This window comes from Biformimicrobium ophioploci, assembly GCF_030270605.1.
In the GTDB taxonomy this organism is placed as follows: domain Bacteria; phylum Pseudomonadota; class Gammaproteobacteria; order Pseudomonadales; family Cellvibrionaceae; genus Biformimicrobium; species Biformimicrobium ophioploci.
The window spans coordinates 126,888-139,836 of sequence record NZ_BSYJ01000005.1 but is presented as its reverse complement, the minus strand read 5'-3'; the positions used below and the strand labels follow the sequence as shown (position 1 = coordinate 139,836).

10 protein-coding genes are annotated in these 12,949 nt (G+C 57.8%); 1 reads left to right on the top strand and 9 read right to left on the bottom strand.

From position 1 onward, the window contains the following. Nucleotides 1–125 precede the first annotated feature (125 nt). The 9 genes from nqrM to QSJ80_RS12415 all read right to left on the bottom strand — a co-directional run bounded on the left by nqrM (nucleotide 126) and on the right by QSJ80_RS12415 (nucleotide 9,109). On the bottom strand, nucleotides 126–362 hold the full coding sequence (gene nqrM / locus QSJ80_RS12455; RefSeq protein WP_285764792.1) for a (Na+)-NQR maturation NqrM: 237 nt from the start codon (nucleotides 360–362) through the stop codon (nucleotides 126–128). Beyond that, complete coding sequence (locus QSJ80_RS12450; protein WP_285764791.1) at nucleotides 359–1,357, bottom strand: FAD:protein FMN transferase; 999 nt, start codon at nucleotides 1,355–1,357, stop codon at nucleotides 359–361. Before QSJ80_RS12450 ends, nqrM begins: the two co-directional genes overlap by 4 nt. 94 nt (nucleotides 1,358–1,451) lie before the next feature. Further along, complete coding sequence (gene nqrF, locus QSJ80_RS12445; protein WP_285764790.1) at nucleotides 1,452–2,675, bottom strand: NADH:ubiquinone reductase (Na(+)-transporting) subunit F; 1,224 nt, start codon at nucleotides 2,673–2,675, stop codon at nucleotides 1,452–1,454. Nucleotides 2,676–2,694: 19 nt separating this feature from the next. Next, on the bottom strand, nucleotides 2,695–3,303 hold the full coding sequence (gene nqrE / locus QSJ80_RS12440) for an NADH:ubiquinone reductase (Na(+)-transporting) subunit E (RefSeq protein WP_285764789.1): 609 nt from the start codon (nucleotides 3,301–3,303) through the stop codon (nucleotides 2,695–2,697). A 2-nt stretch (nucleotides 3,304–3,305) separates the two neighbouring features. Further along, the gene (locus tag QSJ80_RS12435; RefSeq protein WP_285764788.1) at nucleotides 3,306–3,962 is read right to left on the bottom strand and encodes an NADH:ubiquinone reductase (Na(+)-transporting) subunit D; all 657 of its coding nucleotides are present in this window, start codon (nucleotides 3,960–3,962) and stop codon (nucleotides 3,306–3,308) included. Between the two features lie 2 nt (nucleotides 3,963–3,964). After that, nucleotides 3,965–4,750: a Na(+)-translocating NADH-quinone reductase subunit C gene (locus QSJ80_RS12430; protein WP_285764787.1), complete on the bottom strand. Its 786-nt coding sequence runs from the start codon at nucleotides 4,748–4,750 to the stop codon at nucleotides 3,965–3,967. Next, complete coding sequence (locus QSJ80_RS12425; RefSeq protein WP_285764786.1) at nucleotides 4,743–5,951, bottom strand: NADH:ubiquinone reductase (Na(+)-transporting) subunit B; 1,209 nt, start codon at nucleotides 5,949–5,951, stop codon at nucleotides 4,743–4,745. The genes QSJ80_RS12430 and QSJ80_RS12425 overlap by 8 nt, the downstream gene beginning before the upstream one ends. 3 nt (nucleotides 5,952–5,954) lie before the next feature. Further along, on the bottom strand, nucleotides 5,955–7,295 hold the full coding sequence (locus QSJ80_RS12420) for a Na(+)-translocating NADH-quinone reductase subunit A (protein WP_285764785.1): 1,341 nt from the start codon (nucleotides 7,293–7,295) through the stop codon (nucleotides 5,955–5,957). Nucleotides 7,296–7,723: 428 nt separating this feature from the next. After that, complete coding sequence (locus tag QSJ80_RS12415; RefSeq protein ID WP_434219183.1) at nucleotides 7,724–9,109, bottom strand: glyceraldehyde-3-phosphate dehydrogenase; 1,386 nt, start codon at nucleotides 9,107–9,109, stop codon at nucleotides 7,724–7,726. A gap of 356 nt (nucleotides 9,110–9,465) precedes the next feature. Between QSJ80_RS12415 and mfd the strand changes: the two genes are divergently transcribed. Further along, a complete protein-coding gene (mfd, locus tag QSJ80_RS12410; RefSeq protein ID WP_285764783.1) occupies nucleotides 9,466–12,942 on the top strand; it encodes a transcription-repair coupling factor in 3,477 nt (1,158 codons plus the stop codon). The last annotated feature ends 7 nt before the right edge of the window (nucleotides 12,943–12,949 follow it).

The following is a 12,949-nucleotide window of genomic DNA, read 5'->3' as shown; positions in this document are numbered from 1 at the left end:
ACTCTGACCCCAGTAATTCCAAATTCCGACCCCAGGGGTCAGAGTCTTCGCCGAGAGGGGTCAGAGTCTTCGACTCTGACCCCATAAATTGAGTCATTGACTCTGACCCCACTGGTTCTATACGCTTACCGGTCTTTCTTTGTGGCGTCATAGGCAAGATCGGTATTCTCACCGGCCTTGCGCTCCTGCTCTTTCTTGCATTCGTCATCGTCGCCGCCACAAACCGGGCAATCCTTCTTCAGGCCCAGTTTATTCAGGCCACCACAGGAACCCTTCAGTGGCTTGTTCGCAAAAATCGCACCGACCGCCATGCCGGCAACGACCAGCAGCATCAGGCCAAATACAAACAGAAAAGTGCTCATTGTTCTGCCCTCTCCAGATACTTCTCAAAGGCCGGGTTATATATTTCCCGGAACGAATCGCCATCCCTGATCAAAAGGTACACTGCCAAATTTTCCTTTTCTGCCAATTCCAGTGCCGCATGCTGACCAAGCACATTCATTGCCGTGGCATAGCCATCTGCAATCGCCGCACTGCCTGCGACTACCGTAACCGAGGCCAGGCTGTGGGTAATCGGGTAACCGGTTCTCGGATCAATCGTATGGGAGTAGCGAACGCCCTCACGCTCAAAATAGTTCCGATAATCCCCTGACGTCGCCAGTGCGACACCTGATAAAAAGATTGGCCGCTGAACCATGCGCCCTTCGCCAGGGGATTCAACACCAATCGCCCACGGAAGACCCTGCGGATTATTCCCCTCAACCCGGATCTCCCCACCGATTTCCACCAGAAAATCGGTAAAGCCCCGCTCGAGCAGCAGTTCCGCCAGCCGGTCTACGCCGTGGCCTTTCGCAATCGCGGAAAGATCCAGCCGGCGCTGTCCAAGCTTCTGTAGCCGCGCCGGTTTTTCGAGCACCACAATGGCTTCGGAGCCAGTGGCCTCCCGCGCAGACTGCACTTCAGCTTCCAGCGGAACCCGGTCTTCGGTCTCTACGGCACCGAATCCCCACAGGTCCACCAGCGGTCCGACTGTCGCATCGAAAGCCCCGCCACTCTTTTCATGGATTTCCAGTGACAGCGCAACCACACCGGCGAGATCTGCAGAAACCGCCATCGGTACGTCGACCATGGAATCATTGAAAACGGAAAGCTCGGAATCCGGGATGTAGGTAGACATCTGCCGGTTTACCTCATCCAGCTCGCGCCGGAGCGCGGACTGTACCTCATCCCGCGCGGCCATCTCCGGCGGGTTCACCAGGGTAACGTTGTAAGTTGTCCCCATGGTTTGCCCGGAGATCTTCCAGGCCACCGGCTCGCGTTCGCAACCGGCAATATTTAGCAGCCCCAGAATAAGCAAAAACAGGGCCCCGAAACGGGACCCTGTCTTCGCATGTGGGCAGCAACCCTTACGGGCATCTGGCCAAGTCGCAGCCAAATCAGCCACCCCTTGATTAACCGCCGAAGTCGTCGAGGAGGATATTTTCGTCCTCAACCCCGAGGTCCTTCAGCATGTTGATCACTGCGGCGTTCATCATCGGAGGCCCACACATGTAGAACTCACAGTCTTCCGGCGCAGGGTGATCCTTCAGGTGGTTTTCATACACCACGTTGTGAATGAAACCAGTCAGGCCAGTCCAGTTGTCTTCCGGCTGCGGATCAGACAGTGCCACATGCCATTCGAAGTTATCGAATTCCGCGGCCAGGCCGTTGTAATCGTCTTCGTAGAAGAGCTCACGCAGGGAGCGCGCGCCATACCAGAAGCTGATCTTGCGCTTTGAATTCAGGCGCTTCAGCTGGTCGAAGATATGGGAGCGCATCGGCGCCATGCCCGCACCGCCACCAATGAATACCATTTCGTTATCGGTATCCTTGGCGAAGAACTCACCGAACGGTCCGTATACACGTACGGTATCACCTGGCTTCAGGCTGAACACATAAGAAGACATCTGCCCTGGTGGCAGGCCTTCAGTACGCGGCGGCGGCGTCGCGATACGGATGTTGAACTTAACAACGCCCTTCTCTTCCGGGTAGTTCGCCATGGAGTAGGCACGTACCACCGGCTCGGTTACCTTGGATTCCAGATTGAAGAAGCCAAAGTGCTCCCAGTCGCCACGGTACTGGTCTTCGATGTCGAAGTCCTTGAATTTGACATGGTGCGGTGGCGCTTCCAGCTGCACATAACCACCAGCACGGAAGTCGACATTTTCACCTTCCGGCAGACGCAGGGTCAGCTCCTTGATGAAGGTCGCAACGTTCGGGTTGGACTCAACGGTGCAGTCCCACTGCTTAACACCGAAGACCTCTTCAGGCACCTCGATTTCCATGTCCTGCTTGACCGCAACCTGACAGGACAGGCGCTTGCCGGCCTTTGCCTCGCGCGGGGTGAAGTGCGCGGCTTCGGTCGGCAGCATATCGCCACCGCCGGAATTAATCTTACACACACACTGGGCGCAGCTACCGCCACCACCACAGGCGGAGGCCAGGAACAGGTTGTTGGCTGCCAGCGTCTGCAGCAGCTTGCCGCCTGCCGGTACAGTGAGGGTCTTCTCACCGTTAACCACAATGTTTACGTCGCCGGTATTCACCAGCTTGGAGCGTGCCACCAGAATTACCGCGACCAGTGCAAGCACGATCAGGGTAAACATCAACACGCCGAGGATAATTTCAATATTCATACTGACTGCTTCCCCCGGATCAGATGTCGATGCCGCCGAAGGACATGAAGCCGAGCGACATCAGACCAACGGTGATAAAGGTGATGCCCAGGCCCTTGAGGCCATCCGGCACATCGCTGTACTTCAGCTTCTCGCGAATACCCGCCAGAGCCACGATCGCCAGTGCCCAGCCGAGGCCAGCACCGAAACCATAGGCAACGGATTCACCAAAGCTGTACTCACGCTCAACCATGAACAGGGACGCACCCATGATGGCGCAGTTCACGGTAATCAGGGGCAGGAACACGCCCAGCGCGTTGTACAGAGCCGGCATGTACTTATCGAGCACCATCTCCAGTATCTGCACCAGCGCGGCAATTACGCCGATATAGGTAAGCAGGCCAAGGAAGCTCAGGTCTACATCCGGGAAACCCGCCCAGGCCAGTGCACCCGGCTTCAGCAGATAGGTGTACAGCAGATTGTTAACCGGTACGGTAATGGTCAGTACCGCGATCACCGCAACACCGAGACCCAGGGCAGCGTCCACCTTCTTGGACACCGCCAGGAAGGTACACATGCCAAGGAAGAACGCCAGCGCCATGTTCTCGACGAAAACGGCGCGGACGATCAGGGAAATATAATGTTCCATCTTTACGCCTCCGCCGCTTTACTGTTGTGGGAGATCTTGAACTCATCCTGTTCTACCTGCTCAGGCTTCCAGGTGCGGATGCCCCAGATGATCAGGCCAATCAGGAAGAATGCACTCGGCGGCAGCAGCAGCATGCCGTTCGGCACATACCAGCCACCATTGTTTACGGTTTCCAGCAGCTCGATACCAAACAGCTTGCCCGCACCGAACAGCTCACGAATGAACGCGAGCGCAAGCAGGATTACGCTGTAGCCGAGTCCGTTGCCGATACCGTCGAAGAAGCTGGCCTTGGGACCGTTCTTCATCGCAAAGGCTTCAGCACGCCCCATCACGATACAGTTGGTGATAATCAGGCCCACGAATACAGACAGCTGCTTGGAAATATCGTAAGCAACAGCCTTCAACACCTGGTCAACCACAATTACCAACGAGGCAATCACGGTCATCTGTACGATGATTCGGATGCTGTTCGGGATGTAGTTGCGGATCAGGGAAACCGCAACGTTGGAACACGCCACAACGACGGTCAGTGCAATACACATAACCACGGTGACTTTAAGAGAACTGGTTACCGCCAGCGCCGAACACAGACCCAGAATTTGCAGGGCGATCGGGTTGTTGTTGATAACCGGTTCGATCAGGGTATCTTTGATCTTCATTGTCATACTTCACCCGCCTGCAATTTCTTGAGGAACGGACCAAAACCGTTGTCGCCCAGCCAGAAGCGAACGAGATTTTCCACACCGACGCTGGTCAGGGTCGCGCCGGAAAGGCCGTCCACCTGGTAAGCAAACTTGCTGCCCTTCGGGTCAGCAGAGCCCTTCACGACGTCGATGCCGACTTCGCCGTCCTCGTCGTAGACCTTCTTGCCAACCCAGAGGTTTTTCCAGTTCGGATTGTCGACTTCGCCACCGAGTCCCGGGGTCTCCTTGTGCTCGTAGAAGCCCAGGCCCGCGATGGTCTGGCCGTCGCTTTCAACAGCGAGGAAGCCGAACAGGGTGCCCCACAGGCCGTAGCCACGAACAGGCAGGATGACCTTTTCCAGACCGGACTCACCTTTTACCAGGTAAACCTGGGAGTACTTTTCCTGGCGGATGATCTTGGCCAGGTCAGCATCGCTGGAAAGCTTTTCAGACAGGGCCGGATCTTTGGCAGCAGCACGACCGTTAAATGTCGCAGCATCTACTGCATCGGTAAATTCACCGGTCTTGAGATCGACTACACGGGTCTCAACCGAGGAGAACTTCTCCTCGATAACCTTGCGGTTCTTCTCTTCGGCATCGATGAGGCCACCGGCCAGCAGTACGTTGCGCTTGATGTCCAGCTCAACGTTTTCCACCTGGCGCTTCTTGAGGCCTACCGCTGCACCGGAAACCAGCACAGCACAGACCAGACACACTACCAGTGCGACCAGTAAGGTGCCTTTTACGGAATCTTTATTAAACACGTGCCTGCCTCCGCTTGATGTGCTTCTGGATCACAAAGTGGTCGAACAGCGGCGCGAACAGGTTGGCGAACAGGATCGCCAGCATCATGCCTTCCGGGAAGGCCGGGTTCACAACGCGGATCAGTACAACCATCACGCCAATGAGGATGCCGTACCACCAGCGACCAACATTGGTCATGGCGGCGGATACCGGGTCAGTGGTCATGAAGATCAGGCCAAACGCAAAACCACCGACAACCAGGTGCCAGTACCAGGGCATGGCGAACATCGGGTTTTCTGCATCGATGAAATTGAACAGCGTGGACATGGCAATCATGCCGAGCAGCGTGCCCGCAATGATGCGCCAGCTGGCGATTTTCGTGATCAGCAGGATCGCACCGGCGAGCAGGATGGCCAGGGTGGAAACTTCACCGATTGAGCCATGCATGTTGCCGAGGAATGCATCCAGCCAGGTAAGCTGGCCAGTCGGCAGCAGTACCGCACCGTTCTGCAGGCCGTCAGAAGCCAGGCCACTCAGTGCGGTCGCACCGGAGTAACCGTCTACGGCAGTCCAGACACCGTCACCGGACATGGAAGCCGGGTAGGCAAAGAACAGGAATGCACGGCCAGTCAGTGCCGGGTTCAGGAAGTTCTTACCGGTACCACCGAAGACTTCCTTGCCGATCACCACACCGAAGCTGATACCCATGGCAACCATCCACAGGGGCAGGTCCGGCGGACAGGTCAGCGCAAACAGGATGGAGGTCACGAAGAAGCCTTCGTTGACTTCGTGGCCACGAATAGTCGCGAACAGCACTTCCCAGATACCGCCGACGATGAACGTCACAGCGTAAATCGGCAGGAAGTACATGGCGCCGTGCACCAGGTTGTCCCAGAAGCTGTTGGCGTCGTAGCCAGCCAGCAGCTGGATGAACCAGTGGCGCCAGCCTTCTGCATCGGTCATGCCCATGTCGGCCATGATGGTGTTGGCCTGGAAGCCGACGTTCCACATGCCGTAGAACATCGGGATCAGCGCGGCAAACCACACAGTGATCATGATGCGCTTCAGGTCGATACCGTCACGAACGTGCGCGGTGCCCTTGGTGCGATCAGCGGGCTGGAACAGACCGGTATCGATCGCTTCGTAAAGCGCGTAGTGCTTTTCCCACTTACCGCCCTTATGGAAGTGCGGCTCAATTGAATCTAAAAACTTGCGCAACATCCCTTACCCCTCCTTCTCGATACGGGTCAGGTTGTCCCGCAGAATCGGGCCGTACTCGTACTTGCCCGGGCACACATAGGTACAAAGCGCCAGATCTTCTTCATCCAGCTCCAGTGCGCCAAGTTGTTGTGCCGTAGCGGTATCGCCAACGATGAGCGAACGCAGCAGCTGGGTCGGCAGTACGTCCAGCGGCATGACTTTCTCATAAGCACCAATCGGCACCATGGCACGCTCGGAACCGTTACAGCTGGTTGTCATCGGGAACAGCTTGCTCTTGAACAGGCGCGACAGGTAAATCGGCATTGCCGAGTGACGCTCCTTGCCCAGCCCAATGTAGTGAAGGAACGGGCGCTCGCGGCCTTCCTGCAGCACAGTAACCTGGTTGGCATAGCGACCCAGGTAGCACAGACCTTCCGAGGAAGTACGGCCACCGAACACGGAACCTGAGATCACGCGATTCTCGCCGTCCTTGAGCTCACCAGCGGTCAGCTGGTTCATGCAGGCACCGAGGCGGGTGCGCAGCAGGCGCGGGTTGGATACCTGCGGTCCCGCCAGCGCAACGACGCGATCGGTATACAGCTTGCCGGTGCTGAACAGGTGGCCAACTGCAATCACGTCCTGATAGGAAATACTCAGTACCACACGGCCGCCAACTGCAGGCTTGAGGTAATGAATGTGCGTACCTGTGAGGCCAGCCGGGTGCGGGCCGGAAAAAGTCTCGCGGCGAATGCTGTCATTCGCCGGAACCGGAATATCGGCATCCGGGGCAGTACAGACGTAAGTTTCCGGAGCCAGCTTCGACAGGATGGTCACACCGCGCTCGAATGCATCACGCTGCTCGGTAATGATTACTGCCGGGTCCGCCGCGAGCGGATTGGTATCCATCGCGTTGATGAAGACTGCAGCCGCTTCGACATCCAGTGCAGGCACCTTGCTGTACGGGCGGGTGCGCAGCGCGGTCCAGAGACCGGAATTGACCAGGTTATCGCGCACCTGTTCGCCAGTCAGACCGCCGATTTCCGCGTCGGAATACTGGGCGAAAGATTCCGCTTCTTCCCCGTCGATATCAATTACCACCGACTGCAGCACGCGCCTGGCGCCGCGGTTGATGGCGGAAACTGTACCTGCGGCAGGCGCTGTATAGCGCACACCCTCTGTTTTCTTGTCCGTGAACAGTAACTGCCCAAGCTTGACCCGATCCCCAACCTGAACGGCCATAGTCGGCTTCATCCCGTGATAATCGGGGCCAACTACGGCAACGGAAGTGATCTTCGGGCCATCTGTGATGGCCTGCTCGGGAGCACCGGATATGGGTAAATCCAAGCCCCGACGGATCTTTCTCATACGTCTCTGCCTAATTACTTGTAGAATTTTCTCGGAATTCTTAACGCTTGCACACAGAGCGTGCGCACTGGGTGGACTGGGCTCCAGGCCCATCTCTTTCGCTAGAACGGCGATTCACAATCGCACTACCGCTACTTTCCGTTGGCGCCGAAAATGCTATATCAATGATAGCTGACGGTAAAAACCGCTACGTGGCGCGCAACTGCCCCAGCAAAGCCGCGCGCATTATAAAGATGCACCCCCCGAATGACCAGACCAACAATGTTGTAAATCAGCGTTTTAGGGGGCAGTTACGACCAAAAGATGAGTGATCGCTCGGATTTTCTGCAGGTGGATTGCAACGCCTGTGTACGAAAAAGGCCCGCGGGCAGTGCACCGGCGGGCCTTCAGTCACTTTTCGCCTGTCCAGTCAGGCGTTAGCGAGCAGCTCAGTCCTTCTTCGGGTACACGTCGTAGCGTACGCCGGCCATATCTTCGAGGCACCGCACCACCTGACAGGAGTAGCCGAACTCATTGTCGTACCAGCAGTAGAGCACTGCACTGTTACCTTCCACAATGGTGGCCAGTGAGTCAAACACACATGCCTTGCGCGAGCCCACGAAGTCTGTGGAAACAGCTTCCGGCGAATTGGAGAAGCCGATCTGCTGGCGCAGCGCGGAGTGCAGTGCCACTTCGCGAATGTACTCGTTGAGCTCGTCCTTGTTGGTCTCCTGGCCCAGTTGCAGGTTCAGGATTGCCATGGATACGTTCGGAGTAGGAACCCGGATCGCATTACCAGTCAGCTTACCTTTCAGCTCCGGCAGCGCCTTGGCCACCGCCTTGGCTGCGCCGGTTTCGGTCAGAACCATATTCAGCGCCGCAGAGCGGCCGCGACGCTCGCCCTTGTGGTAGTTGTCGATCAGGTTCTGGTCATTGGTATAGGCGTGGACGGTTTCCACGTGGCCGTGCTTCACACCGAACTTGTCCATCATTGCTTTCAGGACAGGCACGATCGCATTGGTGGTACAGGAGGCGGCGGACAGGATTTTGTCTTCCGGCTTGATCTCACCATTGTTGATACCATAAACGATATTCTTGATGTCGCCCTTGGCCGGCGCAGTCAGGATCACCTTGCTGGCGCCCGGGCACGCAAGGTGCTGGGACAGTGCTTCCTCATCACGCCAGATACCGGTGCTGTCCACGACGATAGCGTTATTGATGCCGTGCGCGGTGTAATCCACTTCTGCCGGTGAGTTGGCATAGATCACCTTGATCTCATTGCCGTTACAGATCAGGGAGTTGGTCTCTTCATCTACGCGAATGGTGCCATTAAAGGAACCGTGCACGGAATCACGACGCAGCAGGCTGGCGCGCTTGACCAGATCGTTCGGGGCTTTGCCCTTGCGCAGGACGATTGCACGCAGGCGCATGACGTCACCGCTGCCCGCCTTCTCAACCATAAGGCGCGTGACCAGGCGGCCAATTCGGCCAAAGCCGTACAGGACGACATCCTGCGACTGCGGGATCGGCTTGGAGCTGCCTTCAGCAGTGGCCAGCTCTTCACCAACGAAATCCGCCACGGACAGGCCGCGATCGTCGCGCATGTATTTGTTGGTCAGGGTGCCCAGGTCGATATGTACCGGGCCCAGGTTCATCGCCGCAATTGCTTCCAGCACCGGGAAGGTCTCAAACTCACTGAGCTCATTCTCTTCCACCTGGCGAACAAAACGGTGCGCCTTCATCAGCTGCAGTACAGACTTGTTCACGAGGTTCTGTCCATACATGTAGATACCGACATTGCGCTCACGGTTGAGCTTGCCGATCATCGGGATCATGGATTCGGCCAGGGCTTCACGAGCCTTCCAGTCTTTGAAGAAATCCGCGGGCTTTGGACGCTGCTGGGTCACAGTTTCATACCTTTGCTGACTTAGGGAGACAGCCCCTTTTTGCCGGGGCCTTGGAATTTGGCGCGTATTATCGGGGCAACAAAGTCACTACGCAAGCTACTGAATTTAGGGGGTTTTCCTGTAATTTAACTACAAAAACAAACCGTGGTTTCTCATCTTCGCAACAGCTCCCCTCCCCTCACCTGAAGAGCCAGTTTCAACCCGAATCTTATAATGTCGCCTGTACCGCGAGGGAATCATCGCTACAATAGCGCCCTTATTTTAGTAGTGCCTTCAGGACAGGGATGACCAAATACAGCCCATTTACGCCACCGGAATTCAGGCAGGACAACGACAGGCAGTTCTGGTGCCAGCTTCAGGGCGCAGCAGCGCCACTCGCGATATACAATCGCGCCCGCAGCGAAGACAGGCCCGTACTGGTCATTGCCGCAGACAGCACCGAAGCCGCCCGGCTCGAGCAGGAACTGCGCTTTTTCGCCGACGAGAACGATGCCATCCCGGTGCTGCTTTTCCCGGACTGGGAGATCCTGCCTTACGACAGCTTCTCACCCCACCAGGACATCATTTCCGAACGCCTCTCAATCCTGTACCGGCTCCCGCGCATGGGTCGCGGGATTGTCGTGGTACCACTCACCACTCTGATGCACCGCCTTCCCCCTGTCTCTTACGTTGGCGGCAATTCGCTGATGGTGTCACAGGGAGACTCGTTCAATCCGATCGAAACCCGCAAGCTGCTCGAGCAGGCCGGCTACATCTGCGTGGATACCGTGTACGAACATGGGGAGTTCGCGGTGCGCGGGGCACTGATGGACATCTACCCGATGGGCAGCAAACTGCCCTACCGCATCGACCTGTTCGATGACGAGGTAGACTCGCTGCGCACCTTTGACCCGGAAACCCAGCGCACCATCGAAACCGTCGACCAGATCAACCTCCTGCCAGCGCGTGAATTCCCGCTGAATAAGGTCGGGATAGACCGGTTCCTCGACAACTGGCACAGCGTTTTTGAGGGCGACCCGAGCATTGTGCCCCTGTACACCGACATACAGGACGGCATCGCGCCCGCAGGCATCGAGTACTACCTGAAACTGTTTTTCAATGACTGCGCCAGCCTCTTTGATTACCTGCCGCCGGAAAGCTGCCTTTTTATTGCCGGAGACCTGCATACCGGCATCGATCGCTTCTGGAATGAGGTCAACAGCCGTTACGAAAGCCGCCGCGTGGACCCCACCCGGCCACTGCTACCGCCGACCGATATCCTGCTACCGCCGGATGAACTGTTCAGCGCACTGAAGCCGAGGCGCCGCGCCATCGTATCCGAGACCACGGAAACAGACAGCGCTGGTAGCTACCTCTTTGACAGTGCGCCACCACCCGCCCTGCCGGTGCAGGGCCAATCAGAAACACCCCTTACCGCAGTGGAAGCCTACCTGATGGAGTTCGACGGGCGGGTACTGCTCTGCGCTGACAGCCCGGGGCGCAGGGAATCGCTTCTGGAGCTGCTGGGCAAGATCAACCTGCGCCCGCACGTGGTCAAGGGCTGGCACGACTTCCTTGCCTCAAGTGAGCAGTACTGCATTACTGTGGCGCCGCTCGCCGCAGGGCTGGTGGTGATTGAGCCCCATATCAGCCTGATTGCCGAATCGCAGCTCTTTGGTGACCGGGTCATCCAGAGTCGCCGGCGCAAGAAGGCGCGCGACGACAGCGAACAGGTTGTGCGCAATCTGGCGGAGTTGAAAACAGGCGCACCCGTTGTCCATATTGATCATGGTGTGGGCAGATATCGCGGTCTGGAGACACTGGACATCGATAACCAGCAGGCCGAATTCCTGCTGCTTGAGTACGCAGACGCTGCCAAACTCTACGTTCCTGTAGCCAATTTACACCTGATTAGCCGCTACACCGGTGCGGATGAGGCACTTGCGCCCATGCACCGGCTGGGCAGTGAACAGTGGCAGAAGGCCAAACGCAAGGCTGCAGAGAAAGTGCGAGATGTGGCGGCAGAGCTGCTGGACATCTACGCCCGGCGCGAAGCCCGCGTGGGACATGCCTTCGCCGACCCCAGCGACTCCTACCGTGCTTTCTGCGCGGCCTTCCCGTTCGAGGAGACCCCGGACCAGCAGCTGGCGATCGATGCGGTGCGCGCCGATATGCTCACTGCAAAGCCCATGGACCGACTGGTTTGCGGCGACGTCGGCTTCGGCAAGACGGAAGTTGCAATGCGCGCGGCATTTATCGCTGTGCACAGCGGCCGGCAGGTGGCAATGCTGGTACCAACCACCCTGCTCGCGCAGCAGCATTACCAGACATTCCAGGATCGCTTTGCGGACTGGCCCGTGTCGATCGAGGTTCTGTCACGCTTCCGCTCCGCCAAGGAAGTGGAGTCAATCAAGCGGCGCGTGGAGGACGGCAAGGTGGATATCCTCGTCGGCACACACAAGCTGTTGCAGACCGATATGAACTTCAAGCAGCTGGGCCTGCTGATGATCGACGAGGAGCACCGCTTCGGGGTGCGCCAGAAAGAGCGCATCAAGAGCCTGCGTGCGGAAGTCGACATCCTCGCCCTCACCGCCACGCCCATCCCGCGCACTCTCAATATGGCGATGTCGGGTATCCGCGACCTCTCTGTGATCGCGACACCGCCATCGCGACGCCTGTCGGTGAAGACCTTTGTACGCGTGCGTGACGACAACCTGATCAAGGAAGCCATCCTCCGGGAGATACTGCGCGGCGGCCAGGTTTATTTCCTGCACAACGAAGTGAAGAGTATCGAGAGACTGGCGCAGGAGGTGCGCGAGCTGGTTCCGGAGGCGCGCGTGGTGACTGGCCACGGCCAGATGCGCGAACGCGAGCTCGAACAGGTCATGAGTGACTTCTACCACAAGCGCTTCAACGTGCTGGTGTGCACCACCATTATCGAGACGGGCATCGACGTACCCAATGCCAATACCATCATCATCGAACGCGCAGACAAGTTTGGCCTTGCCCAGCTGCACCAGCTGCGCGGCCGGGTTGGCCGGTCACACCACCAGGCCTACGCCTACCTGCTAACCCCGGGCAAGCGCAACATGACCTCCGATGCCGTCAAGCGTCTGGAGGCCATCGCCGAAGCGCAGGATCTCGGGGCCGGCTTTACCCTCGCCACCCATGACATGGAAATCCGCGGCGCGGGCGAACTGCTCGGCGACGAACAGAGCGGACAGATCCAGGGCGTAGGCTTTACCCTTTACATGGAAATGCTGGATCGCGCCGTCAAGGCAATCCGCTCCGGCAAGACCCCGAACATCGATGACCCGCTGGAATCACCGGCCATTGACGTCAACCTGCGCATCCCCGCGCTGATTCCCGACGACTACCTGCCTGACGTTCACAGCCGCCTGCTGATGTACAAGCGAATCGCCAACGCCGAATCCTCCGAGGCGCTGCGTGAACTTCAGGTCGAAATGATTGACCGCTTCGGCCTGCTACCGGAAGCGACCAAGAACCTTTTCCGGGTCACTGAGATCAAGCTCACGGCAGGCGAACTGGGGATCAGTAAACTGGAGGCCAACGCGGAGCGCGGGCGTATGGAATTTGCGGACTCCACCCAGGTGGATCCGTTTACCATCGTCAAGCTGGTGCAGGCGCAACCCGGTCGCTATCAGCTGCAGGGGGCAAACCAGCTGCGCTTTGAGCTGGATGACGATTCAACACCAGACAGTCGCATTCGCGAAGTGAATGAGCTGCTGCAGAAGTTGAAGCGATCCGGCAGCGCGTCATAATACAGGG

What these genes read in the sequence shown, in the direction of transcription:
- nqrM (WP_285764792.1), bottom strand. Translation starts at nt 362, where the DNA reads ATGAGCACTTTTCTGTTTGTATTTGGCCTGATGCTGCTGGTCGTTGCC.
- nqrF (WP_285764790.1), bottom strand. Translation starts at nt 2,675, where the DNA reads ATGAATATTGAAATTATCCTCGGCGTGTTGATGTTTACCCTGATCGTG.
- nqrE (WP_285764789.1), bottom strand. Translation starts at nt 3,303, where the DNA reads ATGGAACATTATATTTCCCTGATCGTCCGCGCCGTTTTCGTCGAGAAC.
- QSJ80_RS12435 (WP_285764788.1), bottom strand. Translation starts at nt 3,962, where the DNA reads ATGAAGATCAAAGATACCCTGATCGAACCGGTTATCAACAACAACCCG.
- QSJ80_RS12425 (WP_285764786.1), bottom strand. Translation starts at nt 5,951, where the DNA reads ATGTTGCGCAAGTTTTTAGATTCAATTGAGCCGCACTTCCATAAGGGC.
- QSJ80_RS12420 (WP_285764785.1), bottom strand. Translation starts at nt 7,295, where the DNA reads ATGAGAAAGATCCGTCGGGGCTTGGATTTACCCATATCCGGTGCTCCC.
- QSJ80_RS12415 (WP_434219183.1), bottom strand. Translation starts at nt 9,109, where the DNA reads ATGATCCCGATGATCGGCAAGCTCAACCGTGAGCGCAATGTCGGTATC.
- mfd (WP_285764783.1), top strand. Translation starts at nt 9,466, where the DNA reads ATGACCAAATACAGCCCATTTACGCCACCGGAATTCAGGCAGGACAAC.